Genomic DNA, 19,497 nt, shown 5'->3' with positions numbered 1-19,497 from the left:
AGAGCAAGGAAAAGAGGGAAGAGAAGGGTGATAAGGCACGAGCAAGGTAGTAAAGAAAGAGTAGAGTAAGAAAGGGAAACGGGATAGTGAGATATCTCGTTTATTCGAGTTTGCTATTTTATCCTGTGAAATCAATAAAAAAGCCGGTCTGAGACCGGCTTTTTTCATTCATACTAAACTGTAAACTCTAAATTATAGAGATGCAGTGAAAGTACGAGAAATAACGTCACGTTGCTGCTCTGGAGTTAGAGAGTTGAAACGTACAGCGTAACCAGATACACGGATAGTTAGCTGTGGGTATTTCTCTGGGTGCTTAACTGCGTCTTCTAGAGTTTCACGGTTAAGAACGTTAACGTTTAGGTGCTGACCACCTTCGATACCAGCTTCGTGGTGGAAGTAACCATCCATTAGGCCTGCTAGGTTAGTTTCTTGAGTATCAAGATCTTTACCTAGAGCGTTCGGTACGATAGAGAATGTGTAAGAAATACCATCTTTAGCGTGAGCAAATGGTAGTTTACCTACAGAAGTTAGAGATGCTACAGCACCTTTCTCATCACGACCGTGCATTGGGTTTGCACCTGGTGCGAATGGAGCACCTGCACGACGACCGTCTGGAGTGTTACCAGTCTTCTTACCGTACACAACGTTAGATGTGATAGTTAGGATAGACTGAGTTGGGATCGCATCACGGTACATCTTGTGAGTACGGATCTTGTTCATGAAGCGCTCAACTAGGTCACAAGCGATGTCATCTACGCGAGCATCGTTGTTACCAAATTTAGGGTAGTCGCCTTCGATTTCGAAGTCGATTGCGATACCGTCTTCATCACGGATTGGTTTAACAGTTGCGTATTTGATTGCTGATAGTGAGTCAGCTGCAACAGAAAGACCAGCAATACCACAAGCCATAGTACGCTTAACATCACGGTCATGAAGAGCCATTAGAGAAGCTTCGTAGCTGTACTTGTCGTGAGAGTAGTGAATTGCGTTTAGAGCAGTCACGTACTGAGTTGCTAACCAGTCCATGAAGTGATCTAGGCGATCCATAACGTCTGTGTAGTCAAGAACTTCAGAAGTTACTGGATCAGTCTTAGGACCAACTTGCATCTTAAGCTTCTCATCAACACCACCGTTGATAGAGTAAAGCATAGTTTTAGCAAGGTTAGCACGAGCACCGAAGAACTGCATTTGCTTACCAACAACCATTGGAGATACACAACATGCGATTGCGTAGTCGTCAGAGTTCATGTCTGGACGCATTAGGTCGTCGTTTTCGTACTGGATAGAAGAAGTATCGATAGATACCTTCGCACAGAACTTCTTGAAGCCTACAGGTAGTTGCTCAGACCAAAGAACAGTGATGTTTGGCTCTGGAGATGGACCCATAGTGTATAGGCTGTTTAGGAAACGGAAGTTAGTACGAGTAACTAATGTACGACCGTCAAGACCCATACCACCCATTGATTCTGTTGCCCAGATTGGGTCGCCAGAGAATAGCTCATCGTATTCAGGAGTACGTAGGAAACGAACCATACGTAGCTTCATTACGAAGTGGTCGATCATTTCTTGAGCTTGAGCTTCAGTGATCTTACCAGCAGCGATATCACGCTCGATGAAGATGTCTAGGAAAGTCGAAGTACGACCTAGAGACATTGCAGCACCGTTTTGAGATTTAACAGCAGCTAGGTAGCCGAAGTAAGTCCACTGGATAGCTTCTTGTGCATTTGTTGCAGGACCAGAGATGTCACAACCGTATTTCGCAGCCATTGCTTTGATTTGGCCTAGAGCACGGTGCTGTTCGCAGATTTCTTCACGAAGCTGCATAGTCATCTGTAGGTCTTCGCCTTTCTCAAAACGCTCCTGTAGAGAAGTGAACTGAGCTAGCTTATCTTTCATTAGTGCATCGATACCGTATAGCGCTACGCGACGGTAGTCACCAATGATACGACCACGGCCGTATGCATCTGGAAGACCAGTTAGAACACCAGACTTACGACATTTTAGGATATCTGGAGTATAGATATCGAAAACGCCTTGGTTGTGAGTTTTACGGTACTCAGAGTAGATCTTTTTGATGTCTGCGTTTAGTTCACGACCGTAAACTTTGCAAGAACCTTCGATCATACGGATACCACCGTTAGGGATCAGACCACGCTTAAGAGGAGCGTCAGTTTGAAGACCTACGATAGTTTCTAGTTCTTTGTTGATGTAACCTGCATCGTGTGCAGTGATGGTAGAGATAACGTCAGTATCGAAATCAACAGGCGCGTGAGTTGCGTTTTCCTGTTTGATGCCTTCCATTACAGCGTCCCATAGTTTCGCTGTAGCTGGAGTCGCTTCTGTTTCTAGGAAAGAGCCGTCACCCTCGTAAGGAGTGTAGTTCTTTTGGATAAAGTCACGAACGTTAACTTCGTTCTGCCAATCGCCAGCTGTGAAGCCTTCCCATGCAGCAAATTGCTCTGCCATTGTATACCTACCTATGTATATTCAGTAGAAAAAAATAATGTCCGACGTCTAAAACTTAGTGGTGGCCTTGGCCTTTAAGTTCTGGACGACGGTGGATAATCCAATAAGTCATACCCACAAAGAAGCCACCACCAATAATATTACCAATAGTGACTGGGATTAAGTTGTTCATCACAAAATGACTTACAGTAAGATCTGCAAATTGTGATGGATCGACGCCTGTCATAGACCAAAACTCAGGGCTAGCAAACGCGTGAATTACGATACCCATAGGAATCATGAACATGTTAGCAATACAGTGTTCAAAACCGCTTGCGACGAACATGGCTACAGGAAGAATCATAACCATTACTTTGTCTGTTGCGCTACGACATGAGAATGTCATCCATACCGCTAGACAAACCATTAGATTACACAGAATACCAAGCATCACAGCCTGACCAAATGTATGGTGCAGTTTGTGCTGAGCAATTTTCATTGCATTGATGCCCCATTGACCGTTACCAGCCATGTGCTGCTGTGCAATCCAAATACATGCTACAAAGAATATAGCACCAACAAAGTTACCTGCATAAACGATAACCCAGTTACGAAGTAATTGCATTGTTGTGATGCGGCCACTTGCGCGTGCAACAGTGGTTAAAACAGAAGAGGTGAACAGTTCGCCGCCGCAGATTACAACAAGAACAAGACCTAGACTAAACGCTAGACCGCCTGCAAACTTTGATAGACCCCAAGCAACATCACCCGCACCTGTTGTAACAGTAGTGTAGAACACAAATGCGATAGAGATAAAAACGCCTGCGGTAATTGCTAGATAAAATGACTGAAGAGGATGTTTAGTGGCTTTATATACGCCAACTTCTTCAGCTTTATGTGCCATTGCTGGTGGCATCAGAGAGTCAAATGGATTGTTTTGAGTATTCACTTGATGGCTCGTAAGTTAGAAATTTTAGCTGTCTGAATGATAGCAAAAATTAGCGTAACTAAACTTGACCCAGATCATGGCGCTGAAAATTTATAACAAGTTTTTGCAAGTTTTGAAAAGTAATACAAATCTAAGCTTATGATATATAAGAATATAATTTTTTTGATAAAACACAAAATTTTTTTAATGTAATTAAATTTCACAAAAATGGAATGAAAGTGTGATATTGTTCAAATATGTTATTTATCAATTGATTAGCGTGAATTATTAACAGTTTTTAACGTATGCTGGTTGATTAAATATTCATGCAAAAAAAATAATTGTTGCAAAATGTTGGGATGGAAAAGAAAGGCTTGGGTTAATTTTGCTTTATAGGACAGGGGAAAGAGCGGGGTAAAGAAGGAAAAGAGGGGGATAGGAAGAGCGGGAAAAGAGGGAAGAGAAGGTTTGGGGGATGAGGAAGAGCAAAAAGCTTGATCCCAGAAGATATGGGATCAAACTTTAGTACCAAGAATTTAGTTTTTCTTAGCGGCTTGTAGCTTCTGGTAAGAGGCTAATAGCTTTTGGTGTGCAGAGAATTGACTCATAGAAAGATCGCCTGCGGTTAAACCGTAGAAACGAACTGTACCTTCAATCGAGCCCCATGCTGCTGCTACGGTCTCTGTACCAAATTGACGTTCAAACGCGTGCTTATATTGCGCAGGATCTCGTTCTTCATCTAGGGCTAATTTTAAGCTTGCCACTAAACAACGGAAGAAACGAGCACGCTCTTTGCTATAAGTTGAAACGTTGTAGTCAACACACCAACTCGCGTGCTCTAGTGCTAATTCAAGATCGCCACCGGCTAGTGCGAGTAGACATTTTAGCTCACCAATACGCAATGTTTGCCATGCTGAACCTGCGTCAGGAACCAGACCAATGATTTCGTATAAACGGTTGAAATCATCAAAGCCTTCTTCTTCTAAGATAGAGTACATCTCAGCGTATTGTTCACTGTCCCACTCAACGCTAGGAAGAGCAAGGAAGGTCTCACGAAGCTCCATTGCCACATTGTTGTTAGCTTCAATTAACTCTTCTACTGGGTAAATTTCAGACCAACCAGGTACGATGATACGACAGCAATCAACACCTAAATGGTTATAGTCAGAAATATAAACATCGGTACCTTCTTGATGGAACATTCCAAGCAGACGAGTAAACTCTTGTTCTGTTGTGCCGGAAAAATCCCAGTGAACAAACTCAAAGTCAGCTTCTTGCTTAAACAGATCCCAAGAGATCAAACCTGAAGAATCAATAAAATGCGTTTCTAAGTTATGATGATCACCCACTTCTTCATCATCAAAAGAAGGCTCTGGGAAAACATCCAGATCTTTCAAGCCACGGCCCTGTAACAACTCAGTTACGGTACGTTCGAAAGAAACCTCAAAGCTTGGGTGAGCACCAAATGAAGCAAAACAGGTATTGTTATCTTGGTTCATCAATACCACACAGATCACAGGGTACTGGCCACCAAGAGATGCATCAAAACAGAAGATAGGGAAACCTTCTGCTTCTAGACAATCGATAGACTCTTTAATGCTTGGGTACTGAGCAATCACTTCTGCCGGGATCTCTGGCAAACTAATGCGTTCAGCAATAATGCGGTTCTTTACAGCACGCTCAAAAATTTCTGACATGCCTTGAACGCGAGTTTCCATTTTGGTGTTACCCGCAGACATACCATTTGAAACATACAAGTTACCGATAATGTTCATTGGAATATAAACGGTTTCATTATCACTTTGACGCTCAAACGGAAGGCAACAAACACCACGCTCCATATTACCAGACTGAAGATCAACCAGATCTGTGCCTAATAGCTCCATGGTAGGATCGTAGAACTGAGTTAAGCGCTCATCCAAAATCCCTTCTGGTGGTAGATTCTCTTCAAAATCAATTGGGAACCATTTTTCGTTTGGATAGTGAACAAATTCACTGTTCGCAATATCCTGACCTAAGTAGTAGTCAGCATAAAAGTAGTTAGTTGATAGACGCTCAAAATATTCACCTAGCGCAGAAGCTAAAGCCGCTTTTTTTGTCGCGCCCTTGCCATTGGTGAAATTCATTGGAGCATCAACATCACGAATATGTACCGACCATACGTTTGGAACCGGATTTAACCATGAAGCTTCTTCAATATTAAAGCCTAGATTTTTCAGTTGAGTTTGGAAACGCTCAATTGACTCTTCTAAGGCTGCATCTTTACCTGGAATAAATGTTTTCATGTCTGTCTCAATGATAGGGACTAATTGTTATTAGCGTGCTAGAGCAAAGTATACTTGAACTGATTTAAGATGCGAGAAGATCTCACTTTGCTGAGCAAGCCATTTAGCTGAAGCTGATATCTTAGAGATATGAGAATATGTAGAGTTAAGTAAAGCCCTGTAGTCATTTATAGCAACAGAGCTTTATCGGTATGTAAGAGTAATGCGGTATTAGTTAAACGTTGACCAAATCGGTGCGTGATCAGAAGGTTTTTCAATACCTCGTAATTCGTAATCAATGCCAGATTCAATACAGCGCTCGGCAAGAGATGGCGTGGCTAAAATCACATCGATACGCAGACCTCGGTTATCATCAAAGCCTTTTGAACGGTAGTCAAACCAAGAGTATTGATCATCAACAGTAGGGTGCAGTTGGCGGAAGGTATCAATAAATCCCCAATCCAGTAACGTTTTTAGCCATTGACGCTCAATAGGTTGGAATGAACATTTGCCGGTTTTTAACCAACGTTTTGCATTGTTATCACCAATACCGATATCAAGATCGATAGGGCTAATATTAATATCACCCATTACGATCAACTCTTCATCATTGTTGTGATACGTATTGAGATAAGTCATGAGATCGGCATAGAATTTTTCTTTGGCAGGGAACTTGGTTTCGTGATTGATGTTATCACCTTGAGGGAAGTATCCGTTCATAATGGTGATTTTCTTGCCATTTTCCTGCTCAAATGTCGCCATGATCATTCGACGTTGGGCATCGTCATCATCGGTTGGAAAGCCTTTTTTTACTTCGATAGGCTCTTGTTTACAAAGCAGTGCAACCCCGTAGTGTGCTTTTTGGCCGTGGTGATAAACTTTGTAGCCCATCGCTTCAACATCAGCGAGAGGAAAGGCTTCATCATGGACTTTAATTTCTTGTAAACCAATCACATCAGGTTGATGCTTTTCGATTAGAGCTTGCAATTGGTGAAGGCGAGCACGAAGACCGTTAATGTTAAACGAAATAACTTTCATTATGTTATCCATTGTTGTTCTGATTTTGTTTCATGCTAACACAGAACGAATGGGATTAAACCCCAGTATTATGAGGTGATAAATGGATGAAGAAAATTATGAGCGATGTTTTATTTTCAAGCGAATTTTAATTGCTCGCTGTTTTATATTGTGAATTTTAGATTTATTCAACGGTGTTTTAAATAAGGTAAAACATGATTTAAAACAGGGGTTTATATTTACTTTTTTCTGATTTTCTCCTGTGCTATTTATCTGTCTAAATAAAACTACATAAAAAACAATCCAGTTTTCTTGCCCTGTCAGAATTCCGCCACTAAGCTAGACTTATAAATAACGACACAAGCTTATATTTCGATGTCTCATTGTAGGGAGATAGCTCTTTGTGTTCTGTAAATTATGCACAGTCAGAGAGCCAAGAAATAAAGCAAATCAGTGTAAATAAAGATATGGAGAGAAGTTAAGATGGGTATTATTTCATGGATCATTCTAGGTCTTATTGCTGGTGCTCTAGCTAAGTGGTTAATGCCAGGTCAAGACGGTGGCGGCTGGATTGCAACTATGGGTCTAGGTATTGCTGGTGCTTTTGCTGGTGGTTGGTTAGGTTCATTTATCGGTTTAGGTAATGCAACAGGTGTTAACATCCCAAGTATTGTGACAGCAACTCTTGGCGCATTTATATTGCTATTTATCTACAATCGTTTTATTCGCTAATTCGATTGCTTGAGTAATCCGTCATGATTAAAAGTGTTGCAGCTTTCATTGTGAGTGGGTTTTAGCTAAGTAAGAGTCCCTGTCGATTTGATCGAGTAAGTCTCAATATTATTAAACCTCCAGTCGTAATGTGGTAGTAGCGACTGGAGGTTTTTTATTGGTTTAGTTTTGCTCTAACTGGGGAATAGCCACATACGATTCATGATCTTGGAGAGGATCTGACTCGTACTCAAATTCTGGCGCGATCAAATTAAACTGATTGAGAACATATTCACGTCTTGTATGAAGTACAGTTGGCAGAGGCATAGCACTAATTGCCTTAATGCTACTGGTTACCGCATAGTGATTATTAAAATAGCCAAGTTGATATAAGCACTCCAAATGACCTAAATGCACTTCTGTAGCAACAGGATACTGCTCTAATAATTTATGATAAACCAAGAGGGCTTGCTGAGGTTGGGAAAGCTGAAGCTCACGGGCACTCTGTAATTGTTGTTCTAAATAAGCAAACGCATCCATTGCTGATTTAAGTTCTGTAGTCTTTTCTTTATCTAATAGACTGAGTTTTTCTATGATGGCTTGATAGAGGTAGTTTTCTCCAAAGAGCAATAGTAGAGGCAGCATATCGAGAATAATCTCATCAGGTAGTTTATCCATTTGGTTGAGATAAGCCCTTAACCCCACCAGTAAACGTCTTTTCCCTTTTAATTTGGTCTGAATCTCAATTTCTAATCGTACCAATAAAATATTGCCTAGTGCTCGTAAGAGTGGAGTTTGCCCTTCTGGTAGACGGTTGCTTGCCAGAAGAAACAGCGCTTTCATTACAATTTTATGCTGGAGTGCTTGGTGACGATTTGGTGTAGTAAAGAAATAGGCTTCAAAAAGATCGGAATAACGCTTAACAATAGCTAGCCACTCATGCCCCCAAACAGGCAGGTAATGGACTAAGGTTTTTCCCGTTTGCCAATAAAGAGGAAAATCTTGAGTTTTAATCGCAAGATCGGCCACAACTAGTGCACGCGCTGATACTGCGGGCGTTAACTTAAGGACTTTTTGTGCCCAGATTAATGCTGATGACCACTGTTCTTGTTGGTAGTAGATCTCAATCAATAGATCATACGCTTCACCATACAAGGGAACTTGTTCTATTAATTGGGTCAGTAGAGTCTCTGCTTGGTCTATTTCGTTATGGTGTAGAGCAAGTTTGGCTTTATAAATAATGAGCTGATGTTGTTGGCTATGTTTAAGATGCTCTAAAATAATTTCAACCGAACTCCACAGTTGTTGGCCCACCAGAAGATCCAATAAGAGAATATTTAACTTATTACTAAAGCCATATTTCAGCATTTGTTCTTTGCAGCGTTGAATGGCTAATTCGTTATTGTGCTGTATTAGTGCATCAAAAATGGGTTGGCGTTGTTGTTTATCTTTAAGTAAGACACTCAATTTTTGTTCAAGAATATTTAAAGAGAGAGGTTTAACTAAGAAGCCATCTGGATTAAGCGTCATCGCGGTTAGGATGGTTTCGCTGGAATTATCGCCAGAAATAAATAGAAGGCTACAAGCAGGAGAGAGGTAATGCTTCTTTTTAAGTAGTGAGACTAAATCAACACCGCTGATCTTATGATTAAGGTGATAATCTACACACAATAATTCATATTTATTATGGCGAGCCAAATAGATGGCATCTTCGGCGCTACTTGCGATATCAACTAGACTGAATCCCAGTTTGATAAAGAGACTTTTTAGCATCAATGCCGAGGAGGATTGATCATCAATCAGTAAGATTTTTAGTTTCGATCTATCCAGCGTCATCCTAACACCTAACTACTTTTTGTATATACAACTAAGATAATATTAGTCGAATTTACTTATTCTATCGAATTGATTTCAAACAAATTGGTTTACAAACATGAGATATGAAAAAAGCCAGCTGCAAAAAAGCAACTGGCTTAAATAGGATGGTGGTGGGGGAAGGATTCGAACCTTCGAAGGCGGAGCCGGCAGATTTACAGTCTGCTCCCTTTGGCCACTCGGGAACCCCACCACGGGGTTCGCAATATTCGTAATAACGAATAAAACAAATTATTTGGCTTATTAGCCAGAAAACACGTTTATTAACTAAACCTATTTTCAAAAGAGATGGTGGTGGGGGAAGGATTCGAACCTTCGAAGGCGGAGCCGGCAGATTTACAGTCTGCTCCCTTTGGCCACTCGGGAACCCCACCACGGGGTTCGCAATATTCGTAATAACGAATAAAACAAATTGTTTGGCTTATCAGCCAGAAAACACGTTTATTAACTAAACCTATTTTCAAAAGAGATGGTGGTGGGGGAAGGATTCGAACCTTCGAAGGCGGAGCCGGCAGATTTACAGTCTGCTCCCTTTGGCCACTCGGGAACCCCACCACTGGGATTGCTTACTTACGTAGCCACACTCGTTAAGTGCGGGGCGGATAATAACAAACATTTCGGAGCTGTAAACCCTTTTTATTAGAAATATTGTGTGCTTGCTGTATTTTTCGGCATATAGGGAGAGAAAGGAGCGGAGAAAGGGGGATGGCGGGGAAAATAGGGAAGAGCAGGAAAAGAAGGGGAAGAAGGAAGAGCTGGAAGAGAGGGAAAGGAAGGTTCTAGGGAAAGTAGGAATAGAGGGAGGTAGTAAATAGGTTCAAGGAGGAGCAGGAAAAGAAGGAGAAACGGGGAAAAGAGGGAAGAGCTGGAGGAGAGGGAAAGGAAGGTTCTAGGAAGATCAAGAGTAAAAGCTTGGCATCAGAAAATATGGGATCAAAATTTTAGCCCTAGCACCTAAATTTACATTTCTTTACTCCTTTTAGTGAATAACCTTACAAACGCATCCGTTATCATTGCGTTAGATTTTTACTGATGGTTCTAAAAATAATGAAAAAAATGGCAGTTGCGGTAATCGTATCAGCAGCATTAGCAGGCGGTTACTTCTATTTTCAAGGCACATCCCATGCGGCACATAAGCCAGCACCATCTAGCCGAGTGATTTCAGTAACAACTGGTACTGTCGGCTCGCATTCTATTGCCCAATCTCTTTCTCTTATTGGCAAATTACAGGCAGAACAGGCAGTTACTATCGCATCCGAAGTGGCGGCAAAGGTTAAAAGTATTGAAGTTAAGCCTAATACCCGGGTACAAAAAGGCGCTCTTTTACTGCAGTTAGAAGATGATAAAGCTCGTGCCGCTTATAACGAGGCTTTAGCGTATCGTAATGATGAAAGCCGTAAACTAAACGATTTTAAACGCCTGATCTCTCGTGGTGCAATTACCCAAACAGAGCTTGAAGCACAAACTGCCAGTGTCAATATCGCTGAGGCTCGATTGCAAGCAGCGAAAGCTCATCTCTCAGATCTCTCTATTCGAGCACCATTTAATGGCACTGTGGGTCTGTACGATTTCAGTATTGGTCATATGGTACCGATGGGCGGCGAACTGTTTTCTTTTGATGATCTGTCTTCGATGCGATTAGACATTCAAGTGCCTGAGCAGTACTTGGCATCACTACAGCCGGGAATGAAAGTGAGCGCGAAAAGCCAAGCGTGGCCCGATCGCACTTTTTCTGGCACCGTTCAAACCATTGATTCTCGTGTTCAAGCAGACTCTTTAAATGTCAAAGTACGAGTGACTTTTGACAACAGTGATAACGCACTAAAACCAGGCATGTTATTAGCCGCTGACATGGGCTTTATGCCACATAAAGAAGCACTAATCCCCGTTCAAGCTTTAGAGTATTCGGGTACTAAACGTTATGTCTATGTGGTAGATGAAAACAATATAGCCCATCGTACTCAAGTTGAACTTGGCGCTCGTGTTGATAACGAAGTGGTGATCAAATCGGGTGTCGATATTGGCGAAAAGATTGTTGTGCAAGGTTTAGTGAACATGCGAGATGGCATGAAGGTAAAAGATCTTACTGCACATAACAGTAATGGCGCTGTGATTAACCCCTCAAGTAAAGCACCAAGTTCTGGAGTAGCAAGCTAATGTGGTTATCGGATGTTTCGGTAAAGCGCCCAGTTGTTGCTGTGGTGCTCAGCCTTTTGCTCTGCGTATTTGGTGTTGTCTCTTTTTCTAAACTTGCTGTTCGTGAAATGCCAGATATTGAAAGCCCTGTTGTTACCGTAATGACAACTTATGAAGGGACATCGGCAACGGTCATGGAAAGCCAAGTCACCACACCGATTGAAGATGAACTGTCTGGGATCAGCGGGATCGATAATATAACGTCGATTACCCGTAATGGTATGTCTCGAATTACCATTGAATTTGATATGGATTGGGATCTTACCGAAGGGGTAAGTGATGTGCGTGATGCGGTTGCGCGTGCTCAACGTCGTCTGCCCGATGATGCTAACGATCCTATAGTGTCAAAAGATAATGGTTCAGGAGAGCCTGCGCTTTATATCAATCTATCCTCATCAGAGATGGATCGAACGCAACTTACTGATTATGCCCAACGCGTACTTGAAGATCGTTTTAGTTTGATCAACGGCGTGAGCTCTGTCAGTTTGTCGGGCGGCCTATATAAAGTGATGTATGTTAAGCTCAAACCAGAACTGATGGCTGGGCGTGGCGTTACCACTCAAGATATTGTTAATGCTCTAAAAGATGAAAACGTAGAGTTACCCGGTGGTGAAGTTCGTAACGATCAAACGGTTATGTCGGTGCGCACGGCTCGTCTGTATCGTAATGCCGATGATTTTAAGTATTTAGTGGTTCGAACCGCAGCCGATGGCACTCCTGTCTATTTAAAAGATATTGCCGATGTGGCCGTTGGCGCTGAAAACGAAAACTCGACTTTTAAAAGCAATGGTGTGGTCAATCTCAGTTTAGGGATTGTGACTATGTCAGATGCTAACCCACTTAATGTTGCTAAAGATGTGCGCATGGAAGTGGAGCGCATGCAGAAGTTTCTACCACAAGGGACGCAGTTGACCCTTGATTATGATGCTACTGTCTTTATTGAACGCTCTATTGGTGAAGTTTACAGCACGCTCTTTGTCACTGGTGCATTAGTTGTGTTGGTGTTGTACATCTTTATTGGTCAAGCCCGTGCCACACTAATCCCTGCAATTACGGTACCGGTCTCTCTGGTTTCTGCTTTTATTGCCGCTTACTTTTTTGGTTTTTCTATCAACCTATTAACCTTGATGGCTCTGATTCTTGCTATTGGTTTGGTGGTCGATGATGCCATTGTGGTGGTCGAAAATATATTTCACCATTTACAGCGTGGTGAATCCCCGTTACTTGCCGCTTATAAAGGTACTCGAGAAGTCGGCTTTGCTGTTGTCGCAACCACGGCGGTTTTGGTGATGGTGTTTTTACCGATCTCATTTATGGAAGGCATGGTAGGGCGACTATTTACCGAGTTTTCTGTTTTGTTGGCAATGTCGGTGATCTTCTCTTCATTGATAGCATTAACCTTAACGCCAGTCATGGGGGCAAAACTATTAAAAGCCAATGTTAAACCGACTCGTTTTAATCAATGGATCAATCGTCAATTTGATAAGTTAGAGCGAGGCTATCGCGCCATTGTGACCGTTGCGGTGAAAAAACGTTTTATGGCGCCAATTGTTGTGATCGCTTGTGTGTTGGCATCAGTTGGTTTGATGAAGGTTATTCCAGCACAGTTGGCACCGCAAGAAGACCGAGGCGTACTGTTTGCGTTTGTTAAAGGAGCGGAAGGCACCAGTTATAACCGTATGATTGGCAATATGGATGAGGTTGAACGTCGTCTATTGCCGATGCTGGGTCAAGGTGTGCTTAAGTCTGTCAGTATTCAATCCCCAGCCTTTGGTGGTCGAGCAGGCGATCAGACCGGTTTTGTGATTATGCAGCTAGAAGATTGGAACGACCGTACGGTTTCCGCGCAACAAGCTCTTGGTATGATCAGTAAAGCGTTAGCTGGGATCCCTGATGTCATGGTGCGTCCTATGATGCCCGGTTTCCGCGGTGGCTCGTCAGAACCAGTACAATTTGTCTTAGGTGGTTCTGACTACACCGAGTTATTCCAATGGGCTCAGCAGCTGCAAACACTAGCCGAAGATAGCCCTATGATGGAAGGTGTGGATCTTGATTATGCTGAGACGACTCCCGAGCTGGTGGTTAACATTGATCGTCAACGTGCCGCTGAGTTAGGTATTCCAGTTGCTGAGATTGCCAAAACATTGGAGGTGATGTTAGGAGGTCGCAGCGAAACGACATTTGTCGAACGCGGTGAAGAGTACGATGTTTATTTACGTGGTGATGAAAATAGCTTTAACAGTTCTGCCGATCTCAGTCAGATCTATTTAAGAGCGAAAAATGGTCAATTGGTCACACTAGATACAGTAGCAAAAGTAGAAGAAGTGGCTTCTGCACAAAAGTTGAGCCATAACCAGAAGCAGAAATCGATCACGTTAAAAGCCAATCTTTCTGAAGGTTATACCTTAGGTGAAGCGTTAGATTTTCTTGATCAACAGTCAATTGAGTTATTACCAAAAGATATCACCATTGATTACGCGGGCGAGTCAAAAGATTTTCGTGAAAACCAAAGCAGTATCATGATGGTATTTGGTTTGGCTTTGCTGGTGGCCTACTTGGTATTGGCGGCACAGTTTGAAAGCTTTGTTAACCCATTAGTGGTGATGCTCACGGTACCAATGGGGATCTTTGGTGGTTTAGCCGGGCTTTGGATTATGGGGCAAGGGCTCAATATCTACAGTCAAATTGGTATGATCATGTTGATCGGAATGGTGACGAAAAACGGTATTTTGATTGTTGAGTTTGCTAACCAGCTTCGCGATAAAGGCACCGAATTTGAACAAGCCATTATTGATGCATCGGTTCGACGTTTACGTCCAATTTTAATGACGGCCTTTACAACTTTATTTGGTGCACTACCTCTGATTTTATCGACTGGTGCTGGCTCTGAAAGTCGAATCGCTGTTGGTACTGTGGTGTTCTTTGGTATGGCTTTTGCGACTTTGGTAACGCTGCTGGTGATACCGGCTATGTACCGTTTACTGTCAGCGAAAACAAAATCACCAGGTTATGTGGAAGCACAGCTAGAGAAAGAGTTGGAACAAGAGTATTTAGGTCGAATGAGCCAAGGTAATCTGGATTAGTTTTAAGCTGAATTGGCGAGGTTGGTATTGCGAGAAGTTTTGACATCGATAATATAGTGGTCAAGACTTCTCGCCACTCGCCACTCGCCACTCGCCACTCGCCACTCGCCACTCGCCACTCGCCACTCGCCATCATTCCTGCTACCATCAGGCAAAAATAACAATGGAATCAGTGAAATGAAAATTGTTGCTGTAACCGCGTGCCCAACTGGTATTGCCCACACTTACATGGCAGCGGATGCTCTTAATAAGACAGCCCATGCGATGGGAATTCAAATTCAAGTTGAAACGCAAGGGGCGATGGGGATTGAAAATCAACTATCTCTGCAAGATATTGCCCGTGCTGATGTGGTATTAATTGCTTCGGATATTGAAGTTGAGCATCGCGCCCGTTTTACTGGCAGCAAAATTCATTGTGTGACCATCGAAGAAGTATTAGTTGATGCTAAAGCCGTTCTTGAGCGTTGCCTTGAGCTCTGTGCGTAATCGGGTCTAAAGGATTTCTTGTGGCGATCTCTCAACACATCTTATTTTATTGTGGTGAAGGGGGATTGCCTCTTTATCAACTTAATCGTCTAAAAAAACTAGCTGATTATTTTCGTTCATCCATGAGTTTAGTGAACGTTACCCTCCATAAGAGCGCCAATATAGATCAACCTCTTCGCGTATTGGCTCTTGCAACTAAACCTCAAGATCTCTGTTTATTTCATATTGAAGGATTAGATGCCGAATTGGCTCATCGAGTCGTACTTAACTTTCTTGCTGAATATCAACATCCGTTTTTTGCCAAACAGAGAACCACAGAGCAGGCGCTCGATATTGTTGAAGACAAACGTCAGCAATATTGTGATTGGCTACATTTTGATGATAATCAGATGATCAAAGCCAATTTTAATACCCATCCGCCAACCAAAACGGCAGTGCTAGACACTCTGGCGCAGACAATCGCATTGGATAATAGGCAAATGGGCCCACAAGCGATAACCCAAGCCTTTCAAAATCGAGAGCAGATTTCAGCAACAGTGATGAATCATTATATTGCTTTGCCTCATATTATGAATGAACAGGTTGAGCAACCAAGTCTTGCTGTGTATCTTTCTAATTTGCCCATTGATTGGCACAGCCCCCGAGGTCCGGTCTCGCTTATTATTGCATTAGCTCTGCCTAAACCCGCCACACGAGAGATGATTATGCCTTTTGCTCAGTTTTCTAAATCGCTATTAGAGAGTACTTATTGCCAAGGGCTATTGAGTGTGACAGATACTGCTGAGTTTAGGGCGATAATTGTTGAGGGGATGAGCACAAGAACATGAATACAACGTTTCACAATGTCATTGATTCTATTTTAACTGAGCGTGAGAGTTTTAACCGTATCTGGTTTGCCAGTGATTTAAATACACCACCACAGTTTAGTTATCAGGTAAATTTTCCCCGCTTAGAATTGGTGCTAAAAGGGGAGTATATCAATGAGCTTGATGATGGTGAGCACGGCATACATCAAGTTAAATTGATGGCTGGCGATGCGCTTTATATTCCGCCTAATTGCTGGAACAAACCGAACTGGGATACCGAATGCTCTGTGCTCAGCCTTTTATTTGGTAAGCGTCAGTTAGGGTTTAGTCTAGTCAGCAAACTTAAAGACACACCTAAGTTTTATGATGTCCAAAAGCATTCTATTCATGCTTGGACAGGGCATGCGATTGATCCTATGTTGCAAGCTCTGAATATGTTGGCTAAAGAGCCGGTTCAAGCACCAATGGATGAGCATCTGTTATTGGCTTTACTCAGTTATAGTCAGCAGATGTTAAAAGCGCCTATCCATAGCGACAGTAAAAATCGGGTTGAAGATCTCTATCAAGGGATCTGTATTTATATTCAAGAGAATTTTCATCGTCCTATCACGCGAGAAACCATCGCCAATCGCTTTAATGTGTCTCCCAATCATCTCTCGCGTATTTTTCGTCAACAAGGCCATATGCGCTTGGCCGATTACATCAGTTGGGTGCGGATTGAACGTGCCAAATTCATGTTAAAAAAATACCCTTTTCGCCTAACCGAAGTTGCGACGCGCTGTGGCTTTCAAGATGTGAACTATTTTTGTCGGGTGTTTAAAACTAAAACGGGTAGAACGCCTTCGGAGTATAGGGAAAAGATGGGAAGAGCAGGAAGAGAGGGTGAATAGGGAAAAGAGGGTGAATAGGGAAAAGAGGGAGGAGCAGGAAGAGAGGGTGAATAAGGAAAAGAGGGTAGATGGGGAAAAGGGAAAAGATAATATATATCGTATTTATTTTCCTATTTAAGCCTTAAATCTCCAGTGATGGTTTTCACGCTTCTTTGCAATTTGATGATTTTCACAATTAAAGGATGATCTTCACCTTGCAGTCATGTTAAAAACTCTGCAGTGAAATTGCTTAGCGGTCATCGCTATTAAGAACATTAAGGCATAGAACAATGACGAACTCTACCAACACTGTATTTTTTAAAATGCATAATGTAATCCAAGATTATGCATGGGGAAGTGTGACTTCAGTTAACCAGCTTTTTGGTATCGAAAATCCAGAAAATAAACCTCAAGCTGAAATTTGGATGGGAGCGCATGCCAATGGTTGCTCTCAGATTGAAGTCAATGGTCAAGACACACGTTTATCTGATTTTATTGCTACAAATCCAGACGCCATTTTAGGTGCAACAACCCAAGCTCAGTTTGGTGAGTTACCGTATCTATTTAAAGTGTTGGCGGCTGAAAAAGCACTATCAATTCAAGTTCACCCAAATAAAGCACAAGCCGAAATAGGTTTTGCGAAAGAAGAAGAGATGGGGATTGCTCGTAATGCGGCAAATCGTAACTATAAAGATCCTAACCATAAGCCTGAGTTAGTGTTTGCGTTAACCCCGTATCAAGCAATGAATGGTTTCCGCGAAATTACAGACATTGTGACTAACTTTAAGCAACTTGATATTGCTGAGTTAAAGTCATTAGTGAGCCAGTTTGAAACTAATCAAACAGAAGCGGGTCTTGCGCAATTTTTCACTGAGATGTTATCCCTTGACGGAGAGCAAAAAGAGCAAGCAGTAGAAGCTCTTATCGCTTACAGCAAGCAGCACCAAGACGATGAATTTTTTGCCTTGTTAGTGGATCTTTCTGAGCAATATCCAGGTGATATCGGTCTATTTGCCCCGCTAATGTTGAATGTATTAACGCTCAACCCTGGTGAAGCTATGTTCCTTGATGCGTGTACTCCGCATGCTTACATCAAAGGTACTGGCCTTGAAATCATGGCAAACTCAGACAATGTGCTACGTGCTGGTTTAACGCCTAAATATATGGATGTACCAGAATTAGTGGCAAACACCATTTTCCGTACCATGCCATTTGATTCATTATTACTTGCGGCTAATGAAGCTGAAGGTGGTCTGCATTACCCAATTCCTGTGCCTGATTTTAAGTTCAGTGTTTATAAGCAAGCAACAGGTACTGATATTTTGGTAAATAGTGCAGAAATCTTATTTGCGGTTGATGCGCCACTAACTGTAACTCATGTTAATGGTCAAACAATGACTATCAACAAAGGTGAATCTCTGTTTGTTCCTGCTTATGCGCAAACGTATCAAGCAAGCTGTGATGGTGTATTTGCTCGAGCATATAATTAAAAAAATGTCATTCCGGAAGTGAGGAACGAACTATCCGGAATCTCATAAAAAGTACTGTAGAGTTGATATTGTTAGCTCTACAGTTTTTATTTAGATTCCCTATCTCACTCGTTTGCACTCGCGGTAGGGAATGACAATATTTATTTCCACTATTAATAGTTCTTTTATTTAGCTCTCTTTTATAAATATATTCGCCAAAATCATTTCTATGAGTAATAATTAGCACAATATCTAATCTAAATTTATACCAATAGTGCTAAAATACTATGAATAGAAATGTTCTAATGACCAGTGGAATGTTACTGGCAGCTGTCTGTTATATGTCTCATGCTCACGCTGATGAGCTTGCTTCTCCTGTCAATAACCCTTTAGATTACAGCAGTAATAATTCGCTACTGTTAGAGCAGTATAAAGACAACTTTATCCTTCCTGTTTACTACACTTCAAACCCTGATAAGTCTGAATATTCGCCAGAGATTCCAGGTGGTGATCATTTTAGTAATACCAAGGTCAACTTTCAGATCAGCTTGAAATATAAGATGTTTTCAAACTTACTGACTGATAATGATGCAATGTATGTTGCTTATACTCAGCGCTCTAATTGGCAAGCTTATGTCTCTTCTGCTTATTTTCAAGATAACGAGTATGAACCATCTCTATTTTGGAGTTTTTCTGCCAAATTAGCTGAAACATCTGACTGGCAATATGCGGGTACAACGTTTGGTTTTGTTCATCAATCTAATGGTCGCGGTGGTAATGATGAGCGGAGCTGGAACCGTGCTTTTGCCGATGTAAGTTTTAAAAATGATCAATTTACATTAAGCGTAAAACCTTGGCTGCGTTTGGATATGGGTGGACGAGATTACAATTCCAATATTGAAAATTATCTTGGTAATGGCCGCATTAGTCTAAATTGGATGCCAACTAAAGAGCACTCATTAACTTTCACAGTACGTAATGCGCTTGAAAGTGGTTTCTCGCGTAGCTATGAAAAACTAACATGGAACTTCCCAATCTATAAGCGCTTACGTGGATATATGCTAGTTGAAAGCGGGTATGGTTTATCGATCTCTGATTATGATCACTATGATAATGGGGTTGGTATGGGTATTGCGTTTTAAACTGTGAGTACTCATTATAAAATATGTCATTCCGGAAGTGAGGGACGAACTATCCGGAATCTCATTCAATATGTTTAAAATCTTATCGGTTCGATTACCTCTGCTATTTGTAATATGAGATTCCCTATCTCACTCGTTTGCACTCGCGGTAGGGAATGACAGTTATGTGGCCCCAAATCCGTGACCCCCATCACTCAAAACCTCTA

13 protein-coding genes and 3 tRNA genes are annotated in these 19,497 nt (G+C 41.8%); 8 read left to right on the top strand and 8 right to left on the bottom strand.

Features of this window, described 5'->3' with window-relative positions:
* Positions 1-192: 192 nt before the first annotated feature.
* From pflB to xthA, 4 genes are all read right to left on the bottom strand, one after another.
* A complete protein-coding gene (pflB, locus tag CTN07_RS15005; protein WP_005298130.1) occupies positions 193-2,466 on the bottom strand; it encodes a formate C-acetyltransferase in 2,274 nt (757 codons plus the stop codon).
* A 55-nt stretch (positions 2,467-2,521) separates the two neighbouring features.
* The gene (gene focA / locus CTN07_RS15000; protein ID WP_085999116.1) at positions 2,522-3,394 is read right to left on the bottom strand and encodes a formate transporter FocA; all 873 of its coding nucleotides are present in this window, start codon (positions 3,392-3,394) and stop codon (positions 2,522-2,524) included.
* A 515-nt stretch (positions 3,395-3,909) separates the two neighbouring features.
* Entirely contained in the window at positions 3,910-5,658 is a 1,749-nt protein-coding gene (gene ycaO / locus CTN07_RS14995) for a 30S ribosomal protein S12 methylthiotransferase accessory factor YcaO (protein WP_005298132.1), read from the bottom strand.
* Between the two features lie 210 nt (positions 5,659-5,868).
* Positions 5,869-6,675, bottom strand: coding sequence for an exodeoxyribonuclease III (xthA, locus tag CTN07_RS14990; protein WP_005298133.1), 807 nt, complete (start codon positions 6,673-6,675; stop codon positions 5,869-5,871).
* 462 nt (positions 6,676-7,137) lie between these two features.
* Here xthA and CTN07_RS14985 point away from each other — a divergent pair, with 462 nt between their 5' ends.
* Entirely contained in the window at positions 7,138-7,386 is a 249-nt protein-coding gene (locus CTN07_RS14985) for a GlsB/YeaQ/YmgE family stress response membrane protein (RefSeq protein ID WP_005298135.1), read from the top strand.
* 162 nt (positions 7,387-7,548) lie between these two features.
* Here CTN07_RS14985 and CTN07_RS14980 read toward each other — a convergent pair whose 3' ends face one another.
* The 4 genes from CTN07_RS14980 to CTN07_RS14965 form a co-directional block, all read right to left on the bottom strand.
* A complete protein-coding gene (locus CTN07_RS14980; RefSeq protein WP_005298137.1) occupies positions 7,549-9,201 on the bottom strand; it encodes a response regulator in 1,653 nt (550 codons plus the stop codon).
* A gap of 147 nt (positions 9,202-9,348) precedes the next feature.
* A tRNA-Tyr gene (locus tag CTN07_RS14975) sits at positions 9,349-9,433 on the bottom strand.
* Between the two features lie 96 nt (positions 9,434-9,529).
* A tRNA-Tyr gene (locus CTN07_RS14970) sits at positions 9,530-9,614 on the bottom strand.
* 96 nt (positions 9,615-9,710) lie between these two features.
* Positions 9,711-9,795, bottom strand: a tRNA-Tyr gene (locus tag CTN07_RS14965).
* 492 nt (positions 9,796-10,287) lie between these two features.
* Here CTN07_RS14965 and CTN07_RS14960 point away from each other — a divergent pair.
* The 7 genes from CTN07_RS14960 (at position 10,288) to CTN07_RS14925 (ending at position 19,291) form a co-directional block, all read left to right on the top strand.
* The gene (locus CTN07_RS14960; RefSeq protein WP_005298139.1) at positions 10,288-11,397 is read left to right on the top strand and encodes an efflux RND transporter periplasmic adaptor subunit; all 1,110 of its coding nucleotides are present in this window, start codon (positions 10,288-10,290) and stop codon (positions 11,395-11,397) included.
* Positions 11,397-14,519, top strand: a complete 3,123-nt coding sequence (locus tag CTN07_RS14955; protein ID WP_005298141.1) for a multidrug efflux RND transporter permease subunit — start codon at positions 11,397-11,399, stop codon at positions 14,517-14,519. Before CTN07_RS14960 ends, CTN07_RS14955 begins: the two co-directional genes overlap by 1 nt.
* A gap of 177 nt (positions 14,520-14,696) precedes the next feature.
* A complete protein-coding gene (locus CTN07_RS14945; RefSeq protein WP_005298143.1) occupies positions 14,697-15,005 on the top strand; it encodes a PTS fructose transporter subunit IIB in 309 nt (102 codons plus the stop codon).
* Between the two features lie 20 nt (positions 15,006-15,025).
* On the top strand, positions 15,026-15,832 hold the full coding sequence (locus CTN07_RS14940) for a PTS sugar transporter subunit IIA (protein WP_005298145.1): 807 nt from the start codon (positions 15,026-15,028) through the stop codon (positions 15,830-15,832).
* The gene (locus CTN07_RS14935; RefSeq protein WP_005298147.1) at positions 15,829-16,701 is read left to right on the top strand and encodes an AraC family transcriptional regulator; all 873 of its coding nucleotides are present in this window, start codon (positions 15,829-15,831) and stop codon (positions 16,699-16,701) included. The genes CTN07_RS14940 and CTN07_RS14935 overlap by 4 nt, the downstream gene beginning before the upstream one ends.
* 269 nt (positions 16,702-16,970) lie before the next feature.
* Positions 16,971-18,170 carry a mannose-6-phosphate isomerase, class I gene (gene manA / locus CTN07_RS14930; protein WP_036763389.1) on the top strand — a complete coding sequence of 400 codons (1,200 nt, stop codon included), beginning with the start codon at positions 16,971-16,973 and terminating at the stop codon, positions 18,168-18,170.
* 266 nt (positions 18,171-18,436) lie between these two features.
* Positions 18,437-19,291 carry a phospholipase A gene (locus tag CTN07_RS14925; protein WP_005298151.1) on the top strand — a complete coding sequence of 285 codons (855 nt, stop codon included), beginning with the start codon at positions 18,437-18,439 and terminating at the stop codon, positions 19,289-19,291.
* Positions 19,292-19,497: the final 206 nt, after the last annotated feature.

It is taken from the genome of Photobacterium damselae, from assembly GCF_003026815.1.
Taxonomy (GTDB): Bacteria; Pseudomonadota; Gammaproteobacteria; order Enterobacterales; family Vibrionaceae; genus Photobacterium; species Photobacterium damselae.
Note: the sequence above shows the minus strand (reverse complement) of the source record. Positions and strands in the feature narration are given on the sequence as shown.

Excerpts from the sequence above, each read along its gene's own strand:
- CTN07_RS14935 (WP_005298147.1), top strand. The coding sequence starts at position 15,829 with ATGAATACAACGTTTCACAATGTCATTGATTCTATTTTAACTGAGCGT.
- CTN07_RS14980 (WP_005298137.1), bottom strand. The coding sequence starts at position 9,201 with ATGACGCTGGATAGATCGAAACTAAAAATCTTACTGATTGATGATCAA.
- CTN07_RS14960 (WP_005298139.1), top strand. The coding sequence starts at position 10,288 with ATGAAAAAAATGGCAGTTGCGGTAATCGTATCAGCAGCATTAGCAGGC.
- CTN07_RS14955 (WP_005298141.1), top strand. The coding sequence starts at position 11,397 with ATGTGGTTATCGGATGTTTCGGTAAAGCGCCCAGTTGTTGCTGTGGTG.
- xthA (WP_005298133.1), bottom strand. The coding sequence starts at position 6,675 with ATGAAAGTTATTTCGTTTAACATTAACGGTCTTCGTGCTCGCCTTCAC.
- CTN07_RS14925 (WP_005298151.1), top strand. The coding sequence starts at position 18,437 with ATGAATAGAAATGTTCTAATGACCAGTGGAATGTTACTGGCAGCTGTC.
- manA (WP_036763389.1), top strand. The coding sequence starts at position 16,971 with ATGACGAACTCTACCAACACTGTATTTTTTAAAATGCATAATGTAATC.
- ycaO (WP_005298132.1), bottom strand. The coding sequence starts at position 5,658 with ATGAAAACATTTATTCCAGGTAAAGATGCAGCCTTAGAAGAGTCAATT.
- pflB (WP_005298130.1), bottom strand. The coding sequence starts at position 2,466 with ATGGCAGAGCAATTTGCTGCATGGGAAGGCTTCACAGCTGGCGATTGG.
- CTN07_RS14945 (WP_005298143.1), top strand. The coding sequence starts at position 14,697 with ATGAAAATTGTTGCTGTAACCGCGTGCCCAACTGGTATTGCCCACACT.
- CTN07_RS14985 (WP_005298135.1), top strand. The coding sequence starts at position 7,138 with ATGGGTATTATTTCATGGATCATTCTAGGTCTTATTGCTGGTGCTCTA.